The organism is Antarctobacter albus (assembly GCF_900101505.1).
Lineage (GTDB): Bacteria > Pseudomonadota > Alphaproteobacteria > Rhodobacterales > Rhodobacteraceae > Antarctobacter > Antarctobacter albus.
Window position 1 is genome coordinate 239,018 of sequence record NZ_FMZI01000006.1, and the last position, 26,364, is coordinate 265,381.

At 65.9% G+C, this 26,364-nt stretch carries 23 protein-coding genes; 10 read left to right on the plus strand and 13 right to left on the minus strand.

Annotated elements, in window-relative coordinates:
• The first annotated feature begins 1 nt into the window (after position 1).
• On the plus strand, positions 2–1,000 hold the full coding sequence (locus BLQ71_RS12655) for a LysR family transcriptional regulator (protein ID WP_367888666.1): 999 nt from the start codon (positions 2–4) through the stop codon (positions 998–1,000).
• A gap of 87 nt (positions 1,001–1,087) precedes the next feature.
• On the opposite strand, the gene BLQ71_RS12660 is transcribed toward BLQ71_RS12655, so the two are convergent.
• The 5 genes from BLQ71_RS12660 to BLQ71_RS12680 form a co-directional block, all read right to left on the minus strand.
• Positions 1,088–2,245 carry a GMC family oxidoreductase gene (locus BLQ71_RS12660; protein WP_198548540.1) on the minus strand — a complete coding sequence of 386 codons (1,158 nt, stop codon included), beginning with the start codon at positions 2,243–2,245 and terminating at the stop codon, positions 1,088–1,090.
• A 272-nt stretch (positions 2,246–2,517) separates the two neighbouring features.
• Positions 2,518–4,686: an esterase-like activity of phytase family protein gene (locus BLQ71_RS12665; protein ID WP_074621973.1), complete on the minus strand. Its 2,169-nt coding sequence runs from the start codon at positions 4,684–4,686 to the stop codon at positions 2,518–2,520.
• 156 nt (positions 4,687–4,842) lie between these two features.
• Positions 4,843–6,909: a vWA domain-containing protein gene (locus BLQ71_RS12670; protein ID WP_074621974.1), complete on the minus strand. Its 2,067-nt coding sequence runs from the start codon at positions 6,907–6,909 to the stop codon at positions 4,843–4,845.
• Entirely contained in the window at positions 6,906–7,436 is a 531-nt protein-coding gene (locus tag BLQ71_RS12675; protein WP_074622028.1) for an RNA polymerase sigma factor, read from the minus strand. Before BLQ71_RS12675 ends, BLQ71_RS12670 begins: the two co-directional genes overlap by 4 nt.
• 217 nt (positions 7,437–7,653) lie before the next feature.
• A complete protein-coding gene (locus BLQ71_RS12680) occupies positions 7,654–8,439 on the minus strand; it encodes a hormone-sensitive lipase (RefSeq protein WP_074622029.1) in 786 nt (261 codons plus the stop codon).
• A gap of 79 nt (positions 8,440–8,518) precedes the next feature.
• Between BLQ71_RS12680 and BLQ71_RS12685 the strand changes: the two genes are divergently transcribed.
• The 5 genes from BLQ71_RS12685 (at position 8,519) to BLQ71_RS12705 (ending at position 14,155) form a co-directional block, all read left to right on the plus strand.
• Positions 8,519–9,985 carry an NAD-dependent succinate-semialdehyde dehydrogenase gene (locus tag BLQ71_RS12685; RefSeq protein ID WP_074621975.1) on the plus strand — a complete coding sequence of 489 codons (1,467 nt, stop codon included), beginning with the start codon at positions 8,519–8,521 and terminating at the stop codon, positions 9,983–9,985.
• Entirely contained in the window at positions 9,982–11,100 is a 1,119-nt protein-coding gene (locus BLQ71_RS12690) for a serine hydrolase domain-containing protein (RefSeq protein WP_229754853.1), read from the plus strand. The genes BLQ71_RS12685 and BLQ71_RS12690 overlap by 4 nt, the downstream gene beginning before the upstream one ends.
• Positions 11,097–11,489, plus strand: a complete 393-nt coding sequence (locus BLQ71_RS12695; protein WP_069210484.1) for a hypothetical protein — start codon at positions 11,097–11,099, stop codon at positions 11,487–11,489. The genes BLQ71_RS12690 and BLQ71_RS12695 overlap by 4 nt, the downstream gene beginning before the upstream one ends.
• A gap of 72 nt (positions 11,490–11,561) precedes the next feature.
• Entirely contained in the window at positions 11,562–12,665 is a 1,104-nt protein-coding gene (locus BLQ71_RS12700) for a 5-methyltetrahydropteroyltriglutamate--homocysteine S-methyltransferase (RefSeq protein ID WP_074621977.1), read from the plus strand.
• Positions 12,666–12,952: 287 nt separating this feature from the next.
• Positions 12,953–14,155 (plus strand): aminopeptidase P family protein, encoded by a 1,203-nt coding sequence (locus BLQ71_RS12705; protein WP_043140369.1) that lies wholly within the window; start codon positions 12,953–12,955, stop codon positions 14,153–14,155.
• A 124-nt stretch (positions 14,156–14,279) separates the two neighbouring features.
• Here BLQ71_RS12705 and BLQ71_RS12710 read toward each other — a convergent pair whose 3' ends face one another.
• A complete protein-coding gene (locus tag BLQ71_RS12710; RefSeq protein ID WP_043140367.1) occupies positions 14,280–14,831 on the minus strand; it encodes a hypothetical protein in 552 nt (183 codons plus the stop codon).
• A gap of 114 nt (positions 14,832–14,945) precedes the next feature.
• Between BLQ71_RS12710 and BLQ71_RS12715 the strand changes: the two genes are divergently transcribed.
• The 3 genes from BLQ71_RS12715 to BLQ71_RS12725 all read left to right on the plus strand — a co-directional run bounded on the left by BLQ71_RS12715 (position 14,946) and on the right by BLQ71_RS12725 (position 16,273).
• Complete coding sequence (locus BLQ71_RS12715; protein ID WP_133065696.1) at positions 14,946–15,278, plus strand: hypothetical protein; 333 nt, start codon at positions 14,946–14,948, stop codon at positions 15,276–15,278.
• Between the two features lie 96 nt (positions 15,279–15,374).
• Positions 15,375–15,644: a hypothetical protein gene (locus BLQ71_RS12720; protein WP_043140363.1), complete on the plus strand. Its 270-nt coding sequence runs from the start codon at positions 15,375–15,377 to the stop codon at positions 15,642–15,644.
• Positions 15,645–15,658: 14 nt separating this feature from the next.
• The gene (locus tag BLQ71_RS12725; RefSeq protein ID WP_043140360.1) at positions 15,659–16,273 is read left to right on the plus strand and encodes a DUF1523 family protein; all 615 of its coding nucleotides are present in this window, start codon (positions 15,659–15,661) and stop codon (positions 16,271–16,273) included.
• Positions 16,274–16,281: 8 nt separating this feature from the next.
• On the opposite strand, the gene BLQ71_RS12730 is transcribed toward BLQ71_RS12725, so the two are convergent.
• The 3 genes from BLQ71_RS12730 to BLQ71_RS12740 all read right to left on the minus strand — a co-directional run bounded on the left by BLQ71_RS12730 (position 16,282) and on the right by BLQ71_RS12740 (position 20,839).
• Complete coding sequence (locus BLQ71_RS12730) at positions 16,282–17,154, minus strand: dimethyl sulfoxide reductase anchor subunit family protein (protein WP_074621978.1); 873 nt, start codon at positions 17,152–17,154, stop codon at positions 16,282–16,284.
• The gene (locus BLQ71_RS12735) at positions 17,155–17,904 is read right to left on the minus strand and encodes a 4Fe-4S dicluster domain-containing protein (RefSeq protein ID WP_074621979.1); all 750 of its coding nucleotides are present in this window, start codon (positions 17,902–17,904) and stop codon (positions 17,155–17,157) included.
• 118 nt (positions 17,905–18,022) lie between these two features.
• Entirely contained in the window at positions 18,023–20,839 is a 2,817-nt protein-coding gene (locus BLQ71_RS12740) for a molybdopterin oxidoreductase family protein (protein WP_074621980.1), read from the minus strand.
• A 230-nt stretch (positions 20,840–21,069) separates the two neighbouring features.
• Between BLQ71_RS12740 and BLQ71_RS12745 the strand changes: the two genes are divergently transcribed.
• Entirely contained in the window at positions 21,070–21,921 is an 852-nt protein-coding gene (locus tag BLQ71_RS12745; protein WP_074621981.1) for a phosphate acyltransferase, read from the plus strand.
• A 4-nt stretch (positions 21,922–21,925) separates the two neighbouring features.
• On the opposite strand, the gene BLQ71_RS12750 is transcribed toward BLQ71_RS12745, so the two are convergent.
• The 4 genes from BLQ71_RS12750 to BLQ71_RS12765 all read right to left on the minus strand — a co-directional run bounded on the left by BLQ71_RS12750 (position 21,926) and on the right by BLQ71_RS12765 (position 26,352).
• A complete protein-coding gene (locus BLQ71_RS12750; RefSeq protein ID WP_308421235.1) occupies positions 21,926–23,080 on the minus strand; it encodes an acetate/propionate family kinase in 1,155 nt (384 codons plus the stop codon).
• Complete coding sequence (xsc, locus tag BLQ71_RS12755) at positions 23,077–24,870, minus strand: sulfoacetaldehyde acetyltransferase (protein ID WP_074621982.1); 1,794 nt, start codon at positions 24,868–24,870, stop codon at positions 23,077–23,079. Before xsc ends, BLQ71_RS12750 begins: the two co-directional genes overlap by 4 nt.
• Before the next feature lie 206 nt (positions 24,871–25,076).
• The gene (locus BLQ71_RS12760) at positions 25,077–25,388 is read right to left on the minus strand and encodes a hypothetical protein (RefSeq protein ID WP_074621983.1); all 312 of its coding nucleotides are present in this window, start codon (positions 25,386–25,388) and stop codon (positions 25,077–25,079) included.
• Positions 25,389–25,533: 145 nt separating this feature from the next.
• Positions 25,534–26,352 (minus strand): SHOCT domain-containing protein, encoded by an 819-nt coding sequence (locus BLQ71_RS12765; RefSeq protein ID WP_074621984.1) that lies wholly within the window; start codon positions 26,350–26,352, stop codon positions 25,534–25,536.
• Positions 26,353–26,364 lie beyond the last annotated feature (12 nt).

Here is a 26,364-nt window from a genome sequence, read left to right on the forward strand (position 1 = left end):
TGTGAGTAGTGCGCGCCCCGGACAATTCGTCCGGGGCGTTTTTCTGCGGGATCACTGCGCTATTGACAAGCGGGCCGCCATCGCCATGCATTCCTGCATGGATTGGCGCTCTGTCACCTTCGACTGGAACCGCGCACGGGCCTTTCTCGTCACCGCCGAGGAGGGCTCGCTTTCTGCTGCCGCACGGGCGCTAGGGATGACCCAGCCGACGCTGGGCCGGCAGGTGACGGCGCTGGAGGAAGAGCTGGGGCTGGTGCTGTTCGAACGGGTCGGGCGCGGCCTTGTGCTGACCCAGGCAGGCACGCAGCTGATGGGCCACGTCCGCGCGATGGGCGAGGCGGCGGTCGGCGTGTCGCTGGCCGCCTCTGGCCAGGCGCAGGCGGCTTCGGGTCATGTGGCCGTCACCGCGTCAGAGGTCTACTCCAGTTGGCTGATGCCGCGCATCGCGCGGCGGTTGCGCGACGTGGCGCCGGGGATCACGCTGGAGGTTGTCGCCTCGAACGAGATCCGCGACCTGCGCCGCCGCGAGGCCGATATCGCCATCCGCAACGCCCGCCCCGAGGAGCCGGACCTGATCGCCAAGCGGGTGGGCGAGGACGAGGGCACGTTCTACGGTTCCATCGACTACCTGGAGCGGCTGGGCCCGATCACCGATCCCGCCGACCTCGCCCGCGCGGAGTTCATCGGCTTTGCCGACAACACCCAGTTCATGGAAGCGCTGCAGAAACGCGGCATCCCGGTGACACCGGCACAGTTCCCGGTCCTGACCTCTTCGCACACGGTGCATTGGGAAATGGCGCGCATGGGCGTGGGGCTGGGCACCGTCCCCTGCGGGTTGGGCGACGCCGCGCCGGAGATGCGTCGCGTCCTGCCTGACGTGACCTTTCGCTTTCCGATCTGGCTGGTCGCGCACCGCGAGTTGCGGACCAGCCCGCGCGTGCGCATCGTCTGGGACCTGCTGGCAGAAGCCCTGCCGGAGTTGCTGTCCCATCCGGAGTGAGGGGGCGTTGCCCCCCGTCCCTTCGGTCCTCCCCCCAGGGGTATTTTTGCCAAGAAGAAACAGGGGCGGGGTGGGTTGCCCCGGCGCTCAGTCCAGCAGGATGTCGGCGGCGCGTTCGCCGATGATGACCGTGGGCGCCATGGTGTTGCCGGTGGTCACGCGTGGCATGATCGAGGCATCGGCGATGCTCAGCCCCTCGACCCCGTAGACAGACAGGTTGGCGTCGACCAAGGACATCTCGTCGGTGCCCATCTTGCAGGTGCAGCTTTTGTGGAAACAGGTGCCGGCGGCATTTTTCGCGAAGTCCTGCATCTCGGCGGGTGAAAGCGCGCCGGGCATGACCTCGCGTTTGACAAACTCTCTCATCGTATCGGAATTGCCGATCTCGCGGCAGAGCTCGATGCAGCGGACCACCGCCGTGAGATCGTCGGGATGCGACAGGAACTGCGCGTCCTCCCTGGCCTGGGCCATCGGGTCGTTCGACGTGAGGTAGACGCGGCCCCGGCTTTTGGGGGGACAAGGCCGGGCGACAGGGTCCATGCCTTGGCGGGGGGCATAGGACGGGCCTGTGACCTCGGTGGCGTAGGGCACCTCGATCTGGAAGGGCTGCATGTCCGGGCTGTCGAGCGCGCTGTCGCTCTTCCAGAAGAAGGTGGCCCCGGCCAGAGAGTTCCGGGGCGGCAGCGGCTCGTTGTATTCCCAGATGCAGCCCGCCAGCAGGACGTGATCCTGGAAGTTTTGGCCGACGCCGGGCAGGTCGACCGTGACCGGCACGCCGATCCGGTCGAGTTCTGCCTTGGGGCCGATGCCCGAAAGCACCAGCATCTTGGGCGTGTTGATCGCACCCGCAGCAAGGATCACGCGGGGCGCGCGGGCCGATTTCATCTGTACGTCCTGGACGAAGTTCACACCCTTGCAGGTCGTGCCCTCCATGATCAATGTCGTCGCCTCGGTCCCGGTCAGCAGCGTGACATTGCCCTGTTTCAGCACCGGGTAGAGATAGCTTTGCGGGATATTCACCCGCCGGCCCGCGACGGTGGCGCCGCCGGAACCGGAACCGACGACGATGTAGGCATAGCTGTCTCGCAGGTTCTGCGCGTTGTAAAGCTGGGTGATCGCGGCATCGCCGCCCTCTTGCGCCATCGCGCACACCGCGCTCAGCGAGGCCCCGGTGGCAAGGGCCAGTTGCATGAAACGGCGGCGGCCGATCCGGCCACGATAGAGCGTGGCTTCGAGCGCGTTCAAGATGTTACCCGCTGCGACCGGGTTGGACCCCTATGGAACATGTGCTTCCCTCCCGAAGATGCCGGTTTCCGGCGCTCAGATGCATTATCTTGCGTCATTGCCCTTGGGTTTGCGGGAGAGGTGGCAAAAGCCAAGGCTTCTCTGAACCCATATGCGCCAAAATTCTGCACGGAGTTTCGAACTGGAAGACCGGCAGGGAAACCCCGCCCTACGCATGTGAAAACGCCCCGCGGTCTCCCGCAGGGCGTTCGTGTTCCGGAAAGCCGGTGCCCTCAGAGCTTGAACATCCAGAAGAAGGTTTCGCCCGAGCTGTCGTCCACGCCGTCGTTGTCCGTCGAGACCCAGACCGTGCCGTCCGGGAAAATCGCCAGCCCCTCGACCTTGTCCACGATATAGCCGCCGTAGCTGGCGAGATCGGGGATCAGGTCGCGGACTTCTTCCTTGGTCACGACGGGCAAGTCGCCGCCCAGCGCGGCGGGTTGCATGTCGGCCATCGGGATGCGGTAGATCTTTTTCGTGACGGCATTGGCACCGATCTGGTTGTCACGCTCGATGACATACATGAAGTCGCCATGCGCCACGATCTCGGACAGGCCGACCCAGCCCTTGGCCGGCTCGGCCTTGGGGTAGAGCACGGCGCCCCATTCCTGGGTCTCGATGTTGTAGGAGACCAGTTTGACGTGGTTCTTGGGATCGTCCTTCCATTCACGCTGAACCGCCATCCAGAGCGTGTCGCCGACGCGGGTGATGCCCTCGAAGCCAAAGCGCTTTTCGACGGCGGTCAGCGCGGCGGGGATCATGATCTCGGCCGAGTTGGTCTTGATCAGACCGTCGGCGGTGACGTGGTAAATCGCATGCGGGATGCCGCGTTCGGTCCGGCCTTCGGAGGCAACCCAGAAACCGCCATGGCCATCCAGCGTGATACCTTCAAGGTCCAGCTTTTGCGCGGCGTCGCCATTGGCGCGATGCACGCGGATCACGTCAACGATGCGCGCCGGGGTCTGCGTGGTGTCGATCTTGAAGATCGAGGGCTGGAAGCCGTAGAAGCTGTCGTTCACCGCCCAGACGATGCCGTCCGCATCCGCCACCATGCCCGAGATCGCGCCCCAGCCGATCAGCTGCTCTGCGCCTTCGGAAGTCAGCGTCGGGTACATCGCTTCGGCGTCCTGGTACTGGAAGATCATGACATGCGCACGCACGCCGCCGTCTTCGATCAGGTCTTCCTCGTTGGCCGAGATCAGCAGGTTGCGGGACGGGATGGCGACATAACCCTCCGGGCCGATGCCCGAAGGCAGGATCTGTTTCAGAACCGGGTTGGCGAGGTCGGTGACGTCGTAGACACCCACGGCAGAGCCGCGCTCGGAACCGACAAAGACCATCGGCGTGCCGTCGAAAACGGCGGTTTCGATCGACTCGGGCTCGACGCCCTTGGCGTCGGACCGCTTGTCCGGGTAGTGGCCGATCTGAATCAGCGCGTGTTCGAAAGAAACACCGGATTCATAGACCACGTCGCCGGTTTTCGAGAAGATGGTCCAGCCGCGCGACCCGCCATCCATGTCGCCTTCGTTGGCGATCGCGAAATGATCGCTGTCGATCCACTTGACGGCGTCGGGCTCACGCTTGCGGCGCTTCTGCGACTTGTCGAAGTCGAGCGAGCCGCGCTCGTCCAGCGTGTCGATCCTGTCCAGATCGACGGCACCGGCGGAGAAATGGTTGATGATGGACCCATCGGCGCCCACGATCACGAGATAGTTGTTTTCCTGCAGCGTGACGATGGTCTCGCCGAGGTCATTGATGTCGACAAACTCGGGCTCGGGGTCTTCGGGGGCAATGTCGGCAAGGCCCGTCATCTCGACCCTGACCAGGTCATCACAGGAGAGTGCAGCGCCCTTGATCTCGCCAATCACCAGGAAACCGGCAGGCAGCTGGCCGACGCGGCCATCGCCCAGGTCCTCGTCCCGCTCGTTCTCGATCGCGATGGAGATGCGGGTGCCATCCTTGGACACCGCAACGGAATCCGGCTGGCCGCCGAGGTCGCAGGTGGCGGTGATGTCACCGGAGATGACGTCGATGATCGCCAGGTGACCCGAGGGATCGGTGAAGCTGGCCGAGGTGTTCACGCCGACGAAGGCCGTGCTGCCCACGATGCCGACGGCGGTCGGCTCACCGTCCAGCGCCACGTTGCCCAGCGGAGCCGGGTTGGCGGGATCGGTGATATCGACGCGACCGATCACGCCCAGCGGGCTGTCGGTATAGACCAGCGTCATGCCATCTGCGGTGGCGGCGATGATCTCTGCCGAAGACGTGCGGGCAAGGTCTTCGCCATCGGCCATGTTCAGGTAGGTGCCGAACGAGGCGATGCGGTTGAAATTCATGTCTGCCGTGGCGGCGCTGGCGGCAAGGGCCAGAACGCTCGTCAGGCAAAGGGCGCGGAAATGCATGGAGTCCCCCTGTTGATTGGTACCGGGGGCATAGGCGCCAAGAGGTAACAGGTGCGTGACGGTTTGGTGACGGAAAGATCATATGTCACCGGAGCAGGGATACCCCCGCGACAGGCACGGGGGCACGGAGGTCCCGGCGCAGGGCCGGGACGGGTTTCACTGTTGCAGGCTTTGCGCCAGGCGCATCAGCGTGATCGCCCCTTGCCGGTAGCCAAAGGCATCCTCGCCACGCGCGCCCTGCGCCAGCGCGATGGCGTCGCCCATGCTCCAGTCACCGATCAGGTCGGATCCGCGGAGGATCTGGCCGAACCCGGCGATGGCAAGCGCCCAGTCCGCCTCTGCCAGCGGCGCGGCATCGGCCATGATCGGTGTTTCGATCAGCTTGCTGGTGTCCTCGCCGGGCGCCTTGTAGCGCAGACGCAGGAAGCCCAGTTCGCCCGTATCATCCGCGACAGGCGCCGCATCCCCCGCCGCGTAGCGCAGCGGATCGGTCATGCGTGCCGGCGACCCGACCGGGGTGATCGCATAAAGCGCCGTCACCTGGTGGCCGGCGCCGATTTCGCCCGCGTCCACCTTGTCGTTGTTGAAATCTTCGCGTTTCAGTGCACGGGTCTCGTAGCCGATCAGGCGGTACTCGGCGACCAGCGCCGGGTTCCATTCGACCTGGATCTTGACGTCATCGGCGATCGGCACCAGCGCGCCGGTCAGCTGGTCCACCAGCACTTTCTGCGCCTCGGCCAGCGTATCGATATAGGAGGCGATGCCGTTGCCGGTCTGCGCCAGCGCCTGCATCGTCGCATCGTCCAGGTTGCCGCGGCCAAAGCCCAGCACCGATAGGTAGGTGCCCTCGTCGCGCTTGTCGGCGATGAAGTCCTTGAGGTCATCGGGATCGCTGATGCCGACGTTGAAATCGCCATCCGTGGCCAGGATCACCCGGCTGATCGCATCCTCATCGCCATCACGTGCCATCTGCGCGGCGGTGGCATAGGCCTGTTGCAGCCCCGCCTGCCCGGCGGTGCTGCCGCCCGCGTGCAGCGTGTCCAGCGCGGCCAGGATCGTCTCGCGCTCTGTCGCCTTGGTGGGTTCCAGCGCAAGGCCGGCACTGCCCGCGTAGGTGACGATGGCGATGGTGTCATTCTCGCCCAACTGGCCCAGCATCAGGCGAAAGCTCTGCTTGAGCAGCGGCAGCTTGTCGGCGCTGTTCATCGAACCGGAGGTGTCCACCAGGAACACCAGGTTCATCGGCGGCCGCGCCTCGGGCAGGATGCCTTGCAACCCGATGTGGACGATCTGCGTACCTTCGACCCAGGGACTGTTGCTGACACCCACATGGGTCGCAAAGGGCGCATCCCCCTCGGGGGCCGGGTAATCGTAGGAGAAATAGTTGACCATCTCCTCGATCCGCACCGCGTCCTTCGGCGGCAGCTGCCCCCGGTTCAGCGCATTTCGAATGAAGGCCCAAGAGGCCGTGTCGACGTCGATCGAGAAGGTCGAGACCGGCGATTCCGCCGTGACCTTGATCGGGTTGTCATCGGCCTCGGGGAAGGCCTCGGTATTCGGCTCGGGCTGTACGATCACCGGGTCCGGCAGCGGCGCGGGCGCGCTGTGCTTGAGGTTGAGCACCCCGGTTTCCAGGCTGATCCCACCCCCCGCCCCGGGCGAGGCAGGGGCGACGGTCCGGTTTCGCGCGGCGCCTGCGGGCGGTGCCGGAGGTTGCGGCGACGGGTCCGCCATCGGGCGGCCTTGGTTGACCGGACCGGACTGACGCACCGAGGGATCGAACTTTCGGCTGGTCGAGACGACCGGCGCATCGCGGGTCAAGACGTCCGCGGCCTCCGGAACCTCCTCGACCACCGGGGCAGGATCGGCCACGGGGGCGCTCTCGAGCACGGTCCGCGCACCCTCGCCCGGAATGAAGATATCCGGTTCCGGCGGCTGGCTGTCGCGCAGGACGGGGATCAGGGCCACCATCGCAACGGCGGCAATGGCGGTGGTGGCGGTCAGAAATCCACGGTTCGAAATATTGGCAAGCATCTGTCTGGCTCCTCTGAAAACGCCCCCCTCTCGGGTGGGTTCAGAGGTCTGACGCGCCAGCGCATCGCTTTCTTGGACACGGTCGAAGTTTTTCATCGCCAGGGCAATCGCCTCGGCACGCTTGTCGGGGTCGGCCCTGGGCAGGGCCGCGTCGAATGCGCGTTTCAGATCGTCCAGATCGTCGCTCATGCCTCGGCCTCCTGCATCGCCTTCAGTTTCTTCTTGGCCTCCGAGACCCGCCAACTGACGGTGCCCTCGGAAACCTCGAGGATCTGCGCCGCTTCCTTGTGGGTCACCCCGTCCAGAACCAGCGCAAGGGTTTCGCGCAGATCGACCGCAAGGCCCGACATGGCCTGCATCAGCCAATCCACGCGCTCTGCCGTCTCGGCCATCTCGGCCTGGCGCGCCAGTTCCCAGTCGCCCCAGCCATCGGCGGCCCGGGCGCGTGTGGCAGCGCGTCGGAACCTGTCCCGGGCGGCGTTCACCGTGATGCGATAAAGCCAGGTCGTCAGCTTCGCCTCGCCCCGAAAACTCTGCAGCTTGGTGGGCAGGGCCGCGCAGAGATCCTGCGCCAGGTCCTCGGCCTCGGTCCGGCTGCCGGAGAGTTTCACCGCGTAGCCATAGACCCGGTCGTAGACCCGTTCGACCAGCAGCGCAAAGGCCTGCCGGTCACCATCTGCCGCCGCTCGGGCAAGGGATTCGTCGCTGACATCCATGCGCATCACATGAGTGAGACGCAGGACGCGGCGCAATCCTTGGATACCTTACCCAAAATTTTTTAGCGTCGCACCCGGCGGGGATCCAGACAAGGGGGCGCTGCCCCCTCGCCTTTCAGGCTCACCCCCGGAGGTATTTGGACCAAGAAGAAACACAGGCGAGTCCTGCGCGCTTCTTCTTGGTCCAAATACCCCAAAACCCGCATATCAGCTGGCGCTACTGGTCGAGCAGCCGGACCACCATTCCGCTCTCGGGATCAGCCAGCGCGTCGATCACGTCGAAATGATGCCTGCCCTCGTCGATCACCAGGCCGCAGTCCCAGACCTGCGACAGTTTCCGTGCCTGGTCGAGAAAGGCGGGCCGTTCGTCTCCGCCCACCCAGACGGTAACCGGCATGGGCGGCGGCGGGGCGTAGATCGGGCTTTCGGCGCGGGCTTCGGCGTCGTCGATCTTGAGATCCGCGTTCATCGAGGTCCGCATCAGCGGACGCAGGTCCGAAAGCGGCGAGATCGGCATGACATGCGCCACCCGCGCCAGCAGCTCGGGCGCCAGCACCGCCCCCATGCGCGCCACCAGGTGCCCGCCCGCGGAATGCCCCGTCAGCCGGATCGGCCCCGGAACTTCGGCGGCGGCCACGGCAATCGCCTGTGCCACCTGCCGGGTGATGTCGGAAATCCGCACCCTGGGACAGAGATCGTAGGAGGGCATGGCGACCGCCCAGCCGCGCGTCCGCGCGCCTTCGGCGAGATGCGACCAGCTGGAGCGGTCGAAGCGCAGCCAGTAGCCGCCGTGGACAAAGACCACCAGGCCTTCGGGCGGCCGGTCCGGCAGGAAGAGGTCCAGCGCCTGGCGCGGCCCATGCCCGTACATCAGCCCCAGCCGCGCCTTGCCCGCAACCGCCAGCCGCTTGCGATAGGTCTCGGCCTCGGCAGCCCAGCGCGGCGGATAGGCCTCTGCCCCCGGGATATGAGCGGCGTTGGCATATGCGTCGTCGAGGTCCATGTCTTTCTCCATTTTGGGCCTATACTTCCCGCGCACAGGGTGGTCAGCCTGTGCCAGACCTGAACGGAGGATACTGAGAATGCGCGACGATGCCACCAATCTGAAGAGCCTTCTGTCCGATCCCGGCCTTCTGGAGGCCCGCGCCTATGTGAACGGCAGCTGGATCGAAGGGGATGCCACTTTCGACGTCACCAACCCGGCGCGCGGCGACGTGATCGCCGAGGTCGCCGACCTGAGCCGTGCGCAGGTGGGCGAGGCCATCGAGGCCGCTCATGCCGCGCAGAAGGACTGGGCGAAATGGACCGGCAAGGAACGCGCCGCCGTACTGCGCAAGTGGTTCGACCTGCTCATGGAAAACCAGCACGACCTTGGCCTGATCATGACCGCCGAACAAGGCAAGCCCCTGGCCGAGGCCAAGGGAGAGATCGCCTATGGCGCCGGGTTCATCGAGTTCTTTGGCGAAGAGGCCAAGCGCATCTACGGCGAGACCATCCCCGGCCACCAGCGCGACAAGCGCATCACCGTCCTGAAACAGCCCATCGGCGTCGCCGCTTCGATCACGCCGTGGAATTTCCCCAACGCGATGATCACCCGCAAGGCCGCGCCCGCCCTGGCCGCCGGCTGTGCCTTTGTCGGGCGGCCCGCCGCCGAAACGCCGCTGTCGGCCACTGCGCTGGCGGTGCTGGCGGATCGTGCGGGCATCCCGGCGGGCGTGTTCAACATCGTCACCTCGTCGCGGTCGTCCGACGTGGGCAAGGAGTTCTGCGAGAACCCTCGGGTCCGCAAGCTGACCTTTACCGGGTCGACCGAGGTGGGGCGCATCCTGATGAAACAGGCCGCCGACCAGGTTCTGAAATGCTCGATGGAGCTTGGCGGGAACGCGCCCTTCATCGTCTTCGACGATGCCGACTTGGACGCGGCGGTCGAGGGCGCGATCCTCTGCAAGTTCCGCAACAACGGCCAGACCTGCGTCTGCGCCAACCGGATCTACGTTCAGGACGGGGTCTATGACGCCTTTGCCGAGAAGCTGGCGGCAGCGGTTGCCAAACTGAAGGTCGGCGACGGTCTGGAGGAGGGCACCGACCTGGGTCCGCTGATCAACCAGGCCGCCGTCGACAAGGTGCGCGAACATATCGCCGATGTCACCAGCCACGGCGGCACCCTGTTGCAGGGCGGCGAGGTGCAGGACGGCACCTTCATCACCCCGGCGATCCTGACCGGCGTCACGCAGGACATGAAGGTCGCGCAGGAGGAAACATTCGGTCCGATGGCACCGCTGTTCCGGTTCAGGGACGAGGACGAGGTGATCGGGATGGCCAATGACACCATCTTTGGCCTCGCCTCCTATTTCTACGCCAAGGATCTCAGCCGCGTTTACAAGGTGGCCGAGGCGCTGGAATACGGCATCGTCGGCGTCAACACGGGCATCATCTCGACCGAGGTCGCGCCCTTTGGCGGGGTCAAGCAATCCGGCTTGGGCCGCGAGGGCAGCCACCACGGAATCGAGGATTACCTTGAGTTGAAATACATCTGCATGAGCGTGTGAGACACGCCGTCCATATCGCGCTTGCCGCGGTCACGGTGCTGGCGCTGGCGGGCGGGGGGCTGATGCTCTTTGCCCCGCAGGTGCCAACGCTCTGGCAAGAGGGATTTCCCCCGCCGGTCTGGACCGGCGAGGGCACCTTTGCCCTGGTGGACGGCCCCGACACTCCCCTGCCCAAGGGCGCGCCCCTGCCAGCACCGGCGGCGCAGCGTTTCGCCGACAGCGAAGGCCGGGCCTTGCTGGTGATGCGGGACGGGCAGCTTGTGCACGAGGTCTATGGCCCCGGCATCGGGCCCGAGACCCGCCTGAACTCCTACTCCCTGGTCAAGTCGCTGGTCGGCGCCCTGGTGCTGCGTGCCCATGCCGAAGGCCGGATCGACAGCCTGGATACCCCGCTGGCCGAGTTGATCGGGCCGGAGGCGCCCGCCGTCACCCTGCGAGAGGTTCTGGACATGACCTCTGGATTGTCGCTGGGGTACGAGCCGCCCAAGGCGGACAAGGAGGCGCCGCTGGACGACGCCGATTTCTCGCCCTTCGGACCGGTTGCGCGGCTGCATGGCTTCGGAATCGAGACGCTTTTGCCCCGACTGAGCCCGGGCCCGGACCTGCGCGGGAGCTTTCATTACCAGAGCGCCAATACCGCGCTGCTGGGATTGGTGGTCGAAAAGGTCCATGGTGCCCTGCTGCCGCAGGTGCTCAGCACCCAGATCTGGCAACCCTCAGGCGCGGCCCCGGCAGAATGGCGCAAAAACCCGAACAGCGGGCGCGTCTCGGCCTATTGCTGTCTTTATGCCACCCCGCGCGACTGGGCGAAGGTTGCACACTACCTGTTGCAGAACGGCACAGGGGCGCACCCGTTCCTGCCCGACACCTTGTGGCGCGACTGGATCCTGCCGGACCTCGCCCCCGCTGTGCGCCATGCCGGGGCCTATGACGGACACCTGCGCCACGACGTGCTGGACCGTCCCGACGAGGCCCTGCAAGGTCCCTTTGCCTACATGGCCGGACACGGCGGCCAGGTGGTCTATCTCCTGCCCGGCCGGGACGCGGTGGTAGTGCGGTTCGGCGCCCGCCCACAGCTGTTGCACACCACCCTCTACGAGTTGTTTCCCGAATGATCGGACCGCGTGATCCAAGGGTCTTTGCCCCCGATTTCCTCTCTCCGTCCGGTGGCCCCTCGGAGGCAGAGCTGAAGACATGGCGCCGGGCCGCGCAATCGGGCAAGGGCACGCCCTGGCTGGACGCCGCACGCGCCGATGCGCTGGCCCGCTACGCGCTGAAATTCGGCGAAGGCGTGCAGATGATGGAGGCCGTGGCGACCCGGTTCCGCGAACCGGTGCGCGAGGTCGGCTGGGAAATCATCGGCGCCGATGCCGACGGCGAGAACTGGCAGGATCACCGCGACCCGCAGCGCGCCTATGCCCTTATGCGGGCCAAGCTGCGCGCGGCCCGCGATGCCGGCGCGGTTCTGGAATACAAGCTCTGGCTGAAACCCGCCGGAACCTGACCCCCGCCTTCGCTGTTCCCAAGGGGACGGATTCCGGGCACTCTTTGCCCGGACACTCCGGGAGGACAGAGCATGACCGACAGACCCACACCCCCCTTCCGCGCCGATCACGTCGGCAGCCTCCTGCGCCCGCAGGCGGTGGCCGAGGCGCGCGCCCAAGGCCTCACCGGCGCCGAGCTGAAGGCCATCGAGGACGCGGAAATCCCCGCGCTGATCGCCATGCAGGAAGAGGTCGGCCTGAAGGCGGTGACCGACGGCGAGGCGCGGCGCGCCTTCTGGCACTATGATTTCATGGGAATGCTGACCAACTACGAGATCGAGGAAGACGAGGGCGAAGGCTTCAGCTTTCAAGGGGTCAAGACTCCCGGTGTCTTTCCGGCCGTGAACGGCCCGCTGGATTTCCCCGAGGATCACCCGATGCTGGACCATTTCCGCTTTGTCGCGGAGCACAGCACGGTCTGCCCCAAGATCTCGATCCCCGGGCCATCCTGCCTGCATTTCCGGCTGGACCCGGCGCGCGTGCGGCACAAACCCTACGAGGATCTCGAGGTGCTCTTCGCCGACATCACCCGCACCTACCAGAAGGCAGTCACGGCCTTTCACGCCGCCGGTTGCCGTTACCTGCAGATGGACGATATCTTTTTCGCCTATCTCTGCGATCCGAAACACCGGGCCGAAAAGGAAAAGGCCGGTCTGGACCCGGACTGGCTGATCGGGAAATACGCCGAGATGATGCGCAACGCGATCGCCGACCGGCCCACGGACATGGTGATCGGGATGCACATGTGCCGGGGCAACTTCCAGTCGACCCATGCCGCGACGGGCGCCTATGACCTCGCCGCCGAGGCGATCTTTTCCACCGGCGTCGACATCTTCTTCATGGAATACGACACCGACCGCGCCGGCGGACTGGAACCGCTGCGCCTGCTTCCCAGGGGCAAGCAGCGCGTCATGCCCGGGTTCATCACCACCAAGTCCGCCGAGCTGGAAACGGTGGACTGGGTGAAATCCAAGATCGAGGAAGCCTCGAAATACGCCGACATCGACCAGCTGGGGATCGCGCCGCAATGCGGATTTGCCTCGACCGAACACGGCAACGCGATCACCCCCGACGACCAGCGCCGCAAGCTGGAGCTGGTGGTGCGCTGTGCCGAGGAGATCTGGGGAGAGGTCTGACGCCCCCGAGGCAGGCCGCCTGTGTTTCTTTGGGCCACAAATACCTCCGGGGAGCGCGAGGGGCTGGCCCCTCGCATCCCACGGCAACCAGGTCGCCGGAGGCCTCTCATCCGAAAACGACATGGCTTTTGTCGCCGAGACACTTGAACATCCTGCCGCAACGCAGCATCCTGTCGACGGGCAGGCGATGGCGTCGCCACTTTTCAGCCCCTCAACCGTCCTGAACGCCGGGACCTTGCTTTGCCAGCGCGGTAGAGGAAGGCCCCGCCGCGCCTCAGGAGGGTTTCATGGAACGTCCCCAACACTATCGATTTCACCAGGGGCAGAAGTGCCTGCCGTTCGCGCCGGAGGAATACGAGGCCCGGCTTGCCGGTCTGCGCGCCGCACTGGCCGAGGCCGGGCTCGATGCCGCCATCTTCACCTCGATGCACAACATCGCCTACTACTCGGGCTTTCTCTACTGCAGCTTCGGGCGCCCCTACGGCCTTGTCGTGACGCAAACCGAAAGCGTGACGATCAGCGCCGGGATCGACGCCGCCCAGCCCTGGCGGCGCTGCCACGGCGACAACATCACCTATACCGACTGGGAGAGGAACAACTACTGGCGCGCCATCGCCTCGGTCACCGGCACCGGCAAGGCGCTGGGTTATGAAGGCGATCACATGACCCTGGCGCAAAAGGCGCTGATGGACAGCTTCCTTGCCCCCGCCAGCACCAGCGACATCGCCCCCGCCACCATGCGCCAGCGCATGCACAAATCACCGGCCGAAATCGCCCTGATCCGCCACGGCGCCCAGGTGGCCGATGTCGGCGGCTACGCCATCCGGGACGCGATCAGGCCGGGCACAAGAGAGATCGACGTGGCCATGGCGGGCCGCGATGCGATGGAGCTGGAGATCGCCAGGCGGTTCCCCGAGGCCGAGTACCGCGATACATGGGTCTGGTTCCAGTCCGGGATCAACACCGACGGGGCGCACAACCCGGTCACGGGTCGGGTGCTGGAACGCGGCGATATCCTCTCGCTCAACACCTTCCCGATGATCTCGGGCTATTACACCGCGCTGGAACGCACGCTTTTCGTGGGCGAGGTCGACACCGCCAGCCTCGAGGTCTGGGAGGCCAATGTCGGCGCGCATGAATACGGCATGAGCCTGCTCAAGCCGGGTGTCTCCTGCGCCGAGGTGACCCGCAAGATCAACGCCTTCTTCGCCGAGCGCGACCTTCTGCAGTACCGGACCTTCGGCTACGGCCACTCCTTCGGGGTGCTGTCGCACTACTACGGGCGCGAGGCGGGTCTGGAACTGCGCGAGGACATCGACACGGTGCTGGAACCGGGCATGGTCATCTCGATGGAACCGATGCTGACGATCCCCGAGGGTCAGCCCGGCGCCGGCGGATACCGCGAGCATGACATCCTGGTCGTCACCGAGGGCGGCGCCGAGAACATCACAGGCTACCCCTACGGACCCGGCTTCAACGTGGTGGGCTGAACCGCCCGCCATGCGCCCCCGTCCCGGGCTTGCCCCGGGACCTCACCGGGCCGGAAACCCGCGACAGATCAGGGGAGAGGCGGGGCGTCGCCCCGCCTTACCGCAGGCCGGATCAAAGGCCGGATCACAAACCGAACTGCGCCATCTCGTTGAAATCCATCATGTCCAGCAGCGGGCGGGTCTTGTCCGGGTCGCCGTCAGTCTGGACAAGGATTCGATTGGCGATCAGCGCCATCATCTGCCGGTCCTGGATGGCGAATTTCTGGCGCTGGATCCGCTCTGTCTTCATGCCCATCATCGCGGCATTGGCAATCATGCCCGACATGCTCATGACCATCGGGTTGTCGGCCATCAGCGTGATCTTGATCCGCTCGCCACCGGGATCGGTATAGGTCGCCTCGGCGCCGACGCCGCCGCCCATCATGGCCAGACCCTGGTTCATCTCGGTATTGACCTCGCGGGTCCAGCCATCCGGCGCATCGGGCAGGAAACTGCCCAGGCTGGCGGTCTTCATTTCCAACAGCTTGGCACGCGCCATGTCCAGTTCGTCGAGGGCATATTGAATGTCGCCATCCTCGTAGGCCTTGAGCGCCGATTCCATCAGGTCCGAAACATCGTCGGCCTGCGCGGGCAGGGCAAAGGCGGTCAGCATCAAAACGGCAAAAGTGCGGGTCACGGAAATACTCCCTGTCAATTCCTGGACACACCCTGACGCCCGACGCGCATTCCGGCAAGGTCGGGAATAACCTGCCCGTTGAATGCGCGGCGCTCCGCCCCCATCCTTGTCCACATGATCCTTCAACTTCTCCTGCCCGTTCTGGGCCTCATGCTTGTCACCGTGCTGGTCACCCGCGGGGTCGAGGCGATCCTACCCGAGAGCCTGGGCGCCCTGGCCGCGACAACCGTGATCTCGGCCTTGCTGGTCTGGCTGCTGACCTCGGCGGGATTTGCATTGCTCTACACCATCGAGGACGCGCGGGTCTGGGACCTGCTGGGGCAGGCCCCCAGCGCATCTCTGGGGTATTTTCTGCGGCTGGGCGCCAGCGCGGTGTTGATCTGGGGGCCCGTCCTGTTGCTTGTCGTCAGCACCGCACCGCGCCGCTGGAAAACGGCGGTCTGGTGACAGCCCGGGTCTTTTCCTGCTCTGACATCGCGTTTGCCCGCATTCACCGTTGATTTTTAACGCCACCCGTATCACCTCAATATCAGGAGGTTGGGTATGTTCGCACTGGCGCGGTTCCTGATCATGGCGGCGGTCGTGCTCACGGTGGTCTACGGGTCGCTGTGGTTCTACCTGCGCGCCCGGCGCCGCGAGTTGCTGGAAACCGACTGGGCCGCCGACCCGGCCGAGACCCGATCGCAAGAGGACTACGTGCGCGAGGCGCTGGAGGAATTCGACCGCAAGCGCCATCGGACCCTTGTGCTCCTGGTCTATGCCGTGCCCCTTTGCCTCGTGACCCTGATCGTGTATCTGACGAATTTCCACTGAAAGGCGCCGCGCGCATGAAATATGTGAAATGGACCCTGATCGTTCTGTTCTGGCTGCTCGTGGCGGGTTTCCTGCACTACACGCTGCCCCAGCATGACGTGGCGCGGATCACCGACACCTACGAAAAGCGCGAGAACCCCAGCGACAACCCCTGGTTCTGGTCGCAGGCCAATACCGGCAGCGCGCCGGGCGGGCCGCGCGACGTGTTTTTCATCCAGACGCGGCGGGCCAACAACGACATCATGGTCTACCGCAACGAGGACACCGGCTGGGGCTGGCCGCCCTATTTCAAGTTCGACACCTCGAACCTGCAGGCCGAGGCGGCGGACCTGCGGTCGACCGCCGAGAACCCGACATGGGTGGCGATCCGGCATTACGGCTGGCGCAACGAGTTCATCTCGATCTTTCCCAACGCCGTCTCGATCCGCGAGGTCGAAGGCCCCGACGTGCGCATCATTCCCTGGCTGAACATCATCATCCTGGTGACGCTGGCTGCGCTCTACTGGGCGCTGCGCGTGCGCTGGCTGCGGTTCTGGGAAAACCGGGTGGACCCGGTACTGGGCGCGGCCGGGGACAAGCTGGACGAGGGTGGCGATCGGGTGCGCGGCCTCTTCGGCCGATCAAAGTAGGCCCCGGGTCAGCGCTTGCCGTAATAGAGGCCGACAACGTGTTCCGCCTCGGCAAAGAACAACCAGCGCGAGACCAGCACGCCCGCCACATGGGCTAGAACCGCGACAGCCGCCAGCCAATGCCCGAAGGGCAGCAGAAGCAGGAGCGCGGGCAGGACCGCCATCAACCCCAGCGCAATCAGGCGCAGTTTTTGCGCGTGTTTGCGTGCCACGACAAAGACCATCTCGCGCAGCAGGTAGTTGCTGCCGGTGTGCGGCGGCTCGAAGGCGCGGACGCGGCCGATATGGCCCAACCCGGTCGCGCTTTCGATGGTGGTGCCCGAGGCGGCGAGCCTTTGGTCCCCGCCAAGCCACCAGCCCGCTTGCGCCAGAGCCGCCAGCCCGATCAGCACAAGGCCGGTGATCACCCGGCCCGACAGCAGGGCGCCGCCGCCCAGGGCGTAAAGCTGGAACAGAACCGGCGTCGACCAGTGATGCCAACGCGGCACGGTCTTGAGCTGGGTATAGATCATCGAGGTGGTAAAGACGGTGGCGAGGCACAGAAGCGCCCCCAGCCAGCCAAGCACATGGACCTGCACCCCGAAGAACACCAGAAGAGCCGCGTAGAGCCCCATGACGATCAGCGCCGCGCAGGCCGTCCATGCCTCACGCGAGAGCCAGCTTGACCGCCATTGCGTGAAAGCCTTGAGCGCCCGTTCCGGGCGGCCAAGGTGCAGCGTGGAGACCATCAGCCCGCCCCCCGCCAGCAGGTAGCCGATCAGGAAGAAGGCGAATCCGATCCAGCCGGTCGGCGCCTCCGGATCGACACCCAGCCAGAACAACAGGCCGAGGCCGAGGCCGGAAAAGGTCGTGAAGGCGATGATCGAGGGCGCCGGGTGCATTCAGAGTTTCTCCAGCGTCTTGTCGATCCAGGCGAGAAGGCCGCGCGGCTCCTCGGCCACCGGTTCGAGGAAGGGGGCCAACACGTCGACCTCGCCCTGCCAGCTGTCACGCGGACGCGGCGGCAGGTACTTGTTGACGGGCCTGGTGCCCTGTTCCGGCATCAGGTCCATGCCGCCGCGTTCCGCCACCAAGCGCGAGACATCGCTGTCCGGGTCGGAAAGATCGCCGAAGTGCCGCGCCCCCGCCGGGCAGGTGCGCACGCAGGCGGGGGTGCGGTCCTCCTCGGGGAGGTTTTCATTGTAGATGCGGTCCACGCAGAGCGTGCATTTCTTCATCACGCCCTCGGCGAGGTCCAATTCCCGCGCGCCATAGGGGCAGGCCCAGGCGCAGAGGCCGCAGCCGATGCAGTCGGATTCGTTGACCAGCACGATGCCGTCCTCGGTGCGCTTGTAACTGGCGCCGGTGGGGCAGACCGTGACGCAGGGCGCGTCCTGGCAGTGCAGGCAGGACTTGGGGAAATGTACCAGTTGCGCCGGGGCATTGTCGGGCTGGACCTCGTAGCTGTGCACGCGGTTGAGGAAGGTGCCAGAGGGATCGGCGCCGTAGGGGTCCTGGTCCGAGAGCGGCGCGCCGTAGTTCTCGGTGTTCCAGCCCTTGCAGGAGATCACGCAGGCATGACAGCCGACGCAGGTGTCGAGATCGATGACAAGCCCGAGGCTGCGGGTAGTCTGTTCCGGAAGGCAAGTCATCCGTGTCCCCCGTGATCCAGCGGCGCCGCTGACGCGGCACAGGTTTGTTGCGTGGGGGCTCTGCCCCCAGTCGCGCTGCGCGCGACTCCCCCGAGGTATTTTTGAAACCAAAGAAGCATCAGGTCTTGCTCTGCCAGGTCAGTTGGTCCGGCCCTTGGCCGACAGGAGAGGTGACCGCGTCGAAGGCGGGCCGGCTTTCTTCGGGGGGAGCCTCGGCCTTTTCGAGGCGCACGCGCAGGTCGAACCATGCGGCCTGGCCCGTGACCGGATCGGAGTTGGACCAGCGCAGCCCGTCGCCCTTGGGGGGCAGCAGCTCGTGGATCAGGTGGTTGAGCAGGAAGCCTTTCGTCGCCTCGGGAGCGCCGGGTTTCAGCGCCCACGCCCCCTTTCGCTTGCCGATGGCGTTCCAGGTCCAGATCGTGTTCGGGTTGAGCGCGGCCATTTCCATCACCGGAACGGTGATTTCCCCTTGCGGCGAGGTGACCCGCGCCCAGTCGCCATCCTGCAGCCCGTGTTCCTGCATCAGCCGGGAGGGCAGGTACATCGGATTGTGCCCGTGCACCTGCCGCAGCCACGCGTTCTGGCTGCCCCAGCTGTGGTACATGGCCATCGGGCGCTGGGTCAGGGCATGGACCGGGTATGTGTCGGGACTGCCCGCGTCGGGCGCATACCAGAGCGGCAGCGGGGTGAGTTTGCCCTTGATCTGGTCGCGCAGGTGGTCCGGCGGCTGCTGGTCGCCGTGGCCTTCGGCAGCGCGCTGGAAGCGGCGCAGGGGTTCGACGTAGAGCTGGAAGAGGTAGGGCGCGGCTGTATCGCAGAGTCCGGTCGTGACCGCCCAGTCCTGGTAGGCACGGTTCCAGGGTTTGAAATACTGCGCCTCTTCGGGGATGTGCAGCGTACAGAAGCCGCCGTTGGCGATGTAGCTGTCGATCTGCGCGGCGTTGGGGCTGCCGCGCCCGTGGGTCAGCCCGGTGTCGGACATGCGCCAGCCCGCCAGCGGGCCGACGCCCGGGCGCCGCTCGTGGTTCTGGATGTAATCCGCGTAGTCGGCGTATGTCGGGGCGCCGCCCTCGTCGATCATGCCCGGCAAGCCCAGCCGCGCGCCGAGGTCCAGGAGCACCGACTGAAAGCCGCGCACGTCCCGGTCCGGCTCCACCACCGGCCAGCGGATGGCATCCGCCGCGGCCTCCGGTTCCGAGATCGGGCGATCGAGCAGCGAGATGCAGTCGTGCCTTTCCAGGTAAGTCGTGTCGGGCAGGATCAGGTCGGCATAGGCGACCATCTCGGATGAGTATGCATCCGAGTAGATGATGCGCGGGATCTTGTAGTCGCCGTTTTCATCCGTGTCGGTCAGCATCTCCATGACACCGGCGGTGTTCATCGAGGAGTTCCACGCCATGTTCGCCATGTAGAGGAACAGCGTGTCGATCCGGTAGGGATCGCCTGCGTGGGCGTTGGAGATCACCATGTGCATCAGCCCATGCGCCGACAGCGGGTTTTCCCAGGTAAAGGCCTTGTCGATCCTCAGCGGCAAACCGTCATCCGACAGCGCCAGGTCCTCCGGCCCCTGCGGATAGCCGAGGTGGGGGCCGTTCAGCGGCTGGCCGGGCCTGGCCCGTGCGTGCGGGCGCGGGTGGGCCTCTGCGGGTTTCGGGTAGGGCGGTTTGAACCGCATCCCGCCGGGGGTCTCCACCGCACCCAGAAGGATTTGCAGGATGTGCAGGGCGCGGCAGGTCTGGAAGCCGTTGGCATGGGCCGAGATGCCGCGCATGGCGTGGATCGCCACCGGGCGGCCCACCATGCGGTCATGCCTGTCGCCCCGGAAATCCGTCCAGGGCCGGTCGATCACCACCGGATCGTCGAAGGCCGCGCGGGCCAGTTCGGCGGCCAGCGCGCGGATACGCTCGGGAGTCAGGCCGCAGCGGTCGGCCACCGCTTCGGGCGCATATTGCGGATCGAGGTAGTGTTCCGCGATGTGGTGCATGACCGAGGTATGGGTGACCCCCGCGCGCCGGACATGGCCGGTCAGGTCCGGCATGATGCCGGGCGTGTCCCAGGCCACCTGTTTGCCGGTGGCGCGGTCGATCACTTGCGGCTTGCCGTCCGCGTCGCGCAGGAACAGGCCGTGATCGGGCGACTTCGGATTGCACTCCAGCAGGACCGGCGCATTGGTGAACCGCGCCAGGTAGTCGAGGTCGATCCGCCCGGCCTTGAGCAAGCAATGCACCAGTGAGAGGATCAAGAGCCCGTCGGTGCCGGGCGTGATCCCGATCCAGTCGTCGGCGACGGCGTTGTAGCCCGAGCGGATCGGGTTCACCCCGATGACCTTGGCGCCGCGTTCCTTGAGCCGGCCAATCCCCATCTTGATCGGGTTGCTGTCGTGGTCTTCGGCCACGCCGAACAGCAGGAAAAGCTTGGCATGCTCCCAATCGGGTGCGCCGAACTCCCAGAAGGCGCCGCCCATCGTGTAGATGCCTGCCGTCGCCATGTTGACGGAACAGAAACCGCCATGCGCGGCGAAATTGGGCGTGCCATAGGCCTGCGCCCACCAGCCGGTAAAGCTCTGGCTCTGGTCGCGCCCGGTGAAGAAGGCCAGCTTTTCGGGCGCGGTTTCGCGCAGGGGTTTCAACCAGCCGACCGCGGTGTCCAGCGCCTCGTCCCAGCTGATTTCCTCGAACCGGCCCGAGCCACGCGGGCCGACACGCTTCAGCGGCGCGCGCAGGCGGGAAGGCGCGTTGTGCTGCATGATCCCGGCGCTACCCTTGGCACAGAGCACACCCTTGTTGACCGGGTGATCGCGGTTGCCTTCGATATAGGCAACCTTGCCGTCCTTCATGTGCACGTTGATGCCGCAGCGGCAGGCGCACATGTAGCAGGTGGTCTTGCGGACTTCGTCCGAGACCCTCGGCGATGTCTCAACCCGAGGCTGTGCCATGTCCCCTCCCTCTGACGCCGTCTGACGGGCGCGCAAGTTGATGCATCATTCGTATATCAATTCTGCCGCTCTGCAAGCACGCGCAACCGGGTTCTATATTTTCTCGCCTAAGCGGATGATTTTCCCGAAATCCGCCGCCTGCCAAGGCCTGCATTCCCTCCGAGACGCGTTGATCTTTGCCCTTGCCGCACGCCAAACTCACCAAGGCAAACGGGCGGAGGACAACCGGCATGACATTCCTGGAACGGGCCTTTGACCGGGCGCGGGAGCGGCGGGTGCGTGTCGTCTTTCCCGAGCTCGAGGAACCGCGCGTGGCAGCGGCCTGTGACAGGCTGCGCGCCGAGGGGCTGGCGGACCCCATCGGCCTGATCCCGACGAGTGACGCCATGATCGCCACGCTGGTCGAGGCGCGCGGCATGAAGGAAAGCCTGGCTCGCCGGATGCTGGACCGCCCACTGTACCGCGCCGCCGCGATGGTCGCCGCCGGTGAGGCCGAGGCGATGGTGGCAGGCGCCGATGCGCCGACGCGGCGGGTGATCGAGGCGGCCTCGATCGCCATCGGCCTGGCCGAAGGCGTCAGCCTGCCGTCTTCCTTCTTTGCCATGCTGATGCCGGACGGGCGTACCCTGATCTTTGCCGATTGCGCGGTGAACCTGTCGCCGGATGCCGAAGGGCTGGCCGCCATCGCACGGGCGTCCGAACGCACCGCACAGGCGCTGCTGGGAGAGGCGCGGGTGGCGCTCTTGTCCTTTTCCACCGGCGCCAGCGGCGCGGGTGACAGCGTGGACAAGGTGCGTGCGGCGGCAGAGATGACGGGTTTCGCGGGGCCGGTGCAGGCGGATGCGGCGCTGAACCCCCGGATCGCAACGAAGAAGGGCATGGGGACAGGGGATGCCAACGTACTGGTCTTTCCCGATCTCGACTCTGGCAACATCGGGTACAAGCTGGTGCAGGAACTGGCGGGCGCGCAGGCGCTGGGGCCGATCCTGCAGGGCTTTCGCAAACCGGTCTGCGACCTGTCGCGCGGCGCCACGGCAGAGGACATCGTGGCGGCTACGGCGGTGACGCTGGCGCTGGACTGACCCCTCATGCCTGCACCAGGTCCAGCGCCGCGCGCGCGATGACCCGTTCCTCTTCGGCGGGCAGTACCCAAGCGGTGACGGCTGACCCATCGCCATGCAGGCGCGGGGCCTTGCGCGCGTTCTTGTCCGCCTCATAGGAAACCCCCGCCCAGCCCAGACCGTCGAGGATCTCGGCCCGGATCCGTGCGGAATTCTCGCCGATGCCGCCGGTAAAGACGACGGCGTCCAGCCCCTGCATCGCCGCGATCAGGCTGCCGCCGTGGCGCCGCGCCCAGTAAGTGAAATGCGCGATGGCAAAGGCGGCGTCGGAGGCATCGCTTTCCTCCAGCGCGCGCATGTCCGAGGTCCCGCCCGACAGTCCCGCCAGCCCGGCCCGGTTGTTCAGCAGGTCGCGCGCGCCCTCCACCCCGCGTTCCCCGGCCAGCCGCAGGACGGCGTTCGGGTCGATGCTGCCGGACCGCGTGCCCATCGTCAGCCCATCGGTGGGGGAATAGCCCATCGTCGTTGCCACACTGCGCCCGCGCAGGATCGCACAGGCCGAGGCACCGTTGCCCAGGTGAAAGGCCAGCACACGTTCCGGCAGGACGCCGGCCAGCGCCTCCAGCCGCGTGACGATCCCCGCGTAGCTGAGACCGTGGAACCCGTAGCGCCGGATACCGGCCTCGGCACAGTCGGGCGGCAGCGCATAGCGCTGCGCGACCTCGGGGCAGCTGGCGTGAAAGCCGGTGTCGAAACAGGCCACCTGCGGCAGGTCGGGCGCCTGCGCGGCCAGGGCCTCTATCGCCGCAAGGTTATGCGGGTTGTGCAGGGGCGCCAGCGGTGCGCAACGGTCAATCTCTGCGCGCACCTCGGGAGTCACAAGCAGGGGGTCGGCCAGGTTCGGCCCGCCATGCACGACGCGGTGCCCGGTCACCCGCAAAGAGGTCAGCGCAACGCCCTGCGCCTCCAGCGCGTCCAGCACCACCGACAAAGCGGCGCCGTGATCCGGCGCCGTCACCGGCTGGCGCAGGACGCCCATGCGCAGCACCGCCTGCTGGCCGATCCCGTCCACACCGCCGCGCAGCACCTCGTGCAGCGCCGCGTCGAAGACCACGCATTTGATCGAGGACGACCCGACGTTCAGGACAAGAACGTCCCCTCGCGCCGGGTCACCCATCATTCCGCCGCTTTGGCCGGGGTCTGCGGGCGCATGTCGGCGGGGTCGATCCCCGCCACCACCACCGGTTTCTTCATCGCGTCGCGGCGGAAGGGCTCGCCCAGTTCCTGGTTGATCATCGCCTCGATCAGCGTGGTCACACCGTTTTCCATCTGGTCGGTGATCGCCTGGTTCAGCGCGGCGGTCAGCTCGTCCATCGTGCGGGCGATGACGCCTTTCAGACCGCAAGCCGAGGCGATGCCGGCATAGCTGACGCCCTCGTCCAGTTCGGTGCCGACGAAATTGTCGTCGTACCACAGGGTCGAGTTCCGCTTTTCCGCGCCCCACTGATAGTTGCGGAACACGACCTGCGTGATCGCCGGCCATTCGCCGCGCCCTATGGCCGTCAACTCGGTGACCGAGATGCCAAAGGCGCCATCGCCCGCAAAACCCACCACAGGCACGTCCGGGCAGCCGATCTTGGCGCCGATGATCGAGGGCAGGCCATAGCCGCAGGGGCCGAACAGCCCCGGCGCAAGGTACTTCCGCCCCTCGTCGAAGGACGGGTAAGCGTTGCCGATGGCGCAGTTGTTGCCGATGTCCGAGGAAATGATCGCCTCGCGCGGCAAGGCGCTCTGGATCGCGCGCCAGGCCATGCGGGGGCTCATCCAGTCGGGTTTGTCGTCGCGGGCGCGCTGGTTCCAACTGGTGCCCGGATCGTCGTCCTCGTGGGTCATCTCGGTCAGTTGCTGCGCCCAGCGCGATTTCGTCTCGGCGATCTTGGCGCGACGCTCTGCCCGGCCTTCGTCACCCGCCGTATCGGCCAGCTTGTCCAGAATGCCGCGCGCCACCTTGGCCGCGTCGCCAATGATCCCCACGCTGACCTTCTTGGTCAGGCCGATGCGGTCGGGGTTGATGTCGACCTGGATCACCTTGGCGTCCTTGGGCCAATAGTCCATGCCGTAGCCCGGCAGGGTCGAGAACGGGTTCAGCCGCGTGCCCAGCGCCAGCACCACGTCCGCCTCCTTGATCAGTTCCATCCCTGCCTTGGAGCCATTGTAGCCCAGCGGCCCGGCGAACAGCGGATGCCCGCCCGGGAAGGCGTCATTATGCTGGTAGCCGACGCAGACCGGCGCCTCCAGCCGCTCGGCCAGCGCCATGCTGGCGGCGATACCGCCCTCGGACAGGACCACGCCGGCGCCGTTCAGGATCACCGGGTTCTTTGCCTCCGACAGCAACGCGGCGGCGGCGGCGACCGAGTTTTCGCCCCCCGAGGAGCGTTCAAAGAGGATCGGCTCGGGGATCTCGATGTCGACGACCTGCGTCCAGTAGTCACGCGGCACGTTGATCTGCGCCGGCGCGCTGGCCAGCTTGGCCTTGGCGATGACGCGGGTCAGCACCTCGGCGATGCGGGACGGGTCGCGGACCTCTTCCTGGTAGGCGACCATGTCCTCGAACAGTTTCATCTGTTCGACTTCCTGGAACCCGCCCTGCCCGATGGTCTTGTTCGCGGCCTGGGGTGTCACCAGCAACAGCGGCGTATGGTTCCAGTAGGCGGTTTTCACGGCGGTGACGAAATTGGTGATGCCCGGCCCGTTCTGAGCGATCATCATGCTCATCTTGCCGGAGGCGCGGGTATAGCCGTCGGCCATGAACCCGCCAGAGCCTTCGTGCGCGCAGTCCCAGAACATGATGCCCGCGCGGGGAAAGAGGTCGGAAATCGGCATGAAGGCCGAGCCGATGATCCCGAAGGCATGTTCGATCCCGTGACGCTGAAGCACCTTCACGAAGGCTTCTTCGGTGGTCATTTTCATAGGCCGCGCTCCCAAGGCAAAGGCGCCGGCAGAAGGTGCCGGCGTTTGCGGGCCAATCTACTGGCGGGATGGAGCGCCGAATAGGGCCAGTTAGAGGGGCGGATTAAGTCCAGACTGCGCTGGCCGTGGGGGTGATACGAGGTCCGTGATGGATGTGTCGGCAACGACCGGCTTGCGGACGAAGCGGACCTGTCTCCCTGTCCCGGTCAGTGCTCCGAGGATTGGTCATTGCTCACAGACAGAAAATGGGTGAGCGCGCCACCCACTCCAACGAATGTCGCCAAGGCGGCACTGATGGTGAACAGCTTTGCGTATGCCTCTGTAAAAGCCGACATGACCGTCTCCGGCCCTGTCTTAGCCTGTACCCACATGTAAATGGCAATGGCCCAAAGCGGCACAAGAACCGAGGATGATAGGGACACGAACAGAAAAATGTTGGGATTGGACCGGTTGATGGCACAAAATGCGAATACCAAAGCCGACGGTCCAAGAATCAAGAGCGGTGCGAGCAGAAGCATTCGTTCCTCATCCAACACTTGCTGGATGTTCTCACCGCGATCGCGTCTTGGCTTTGATGCCGATCAATGCTTGTGGCTGTGCAGAAATGAATGAGTATCTGTGATGTCGGCGAAGCCCTGGAAGCGGACTTCGCGGCACCTTTCCTCACAACCGCGACAGCAACTCCGCCTTCTTCGCGGCAAATTCGTCCTCGCTGAGGATGCCCATGTCGCGCAGGCTGCCCAGCTTTTCCAGCGCGGCAAAGATCTGGTCGGAATCACCGCCCTGCTGAACCGGCGCGGGGGCCGGATCGGGCTGGGAAACAGGCTCTGGCTGCATGCGCGCCGGCTCTGGCTGGGCAAAGGACGGCTCGGGCGCCGAACCGGTCCCCGAAACCACCGGAAGCTGGTTCAGGTAGACCGTCCCGTACTGGCTGGTGAAGGTCCAGCTGGCATCGCCTGACTGCTGCTGCCCGACGCCGCCGATCAGGTGGTCGCCGGTGTCATAGACCGTCACCTGCCCGTTCAGGTTCACCGCCAGCCGCCGCGACTGCGGAAAGATCGCGTAGCTGAGGTTGTTCTGCGAGCCCTGCGACGAGGGCTGGCCCAGGTCCGACGGCCACCAGGAGCCGAAACTGCCGCCCGAGAATGTCATCGAGGCACCGCCCTGCTGCTGGCCCTGCCAGCTGCCCTGCGGCTGCGGCGCGGGCTGGTAGAAGGCGCCCTGGTAATAGGCATTGGCGATCTCGCCGCAGAGATTGTTCACCGTGTTCTGCAACCCGGTGTTGAACATGTCACCGACCATCGTCATGCCGCCGGACTGCCATTGGCCCATGCCGCCCAGCTCCGGCACGTTGAACTGCGCCTGCATCCCGCCGCCACGGCTGACCGCATCCATCATCGACAGGACGGCGTCGGGACTTAGCCCATAGGCCTGGCTGAGGCGGGATTGCACGGCCAAGCCGTGATCTGTGAGGGGGGACATGATGTGCTCCGG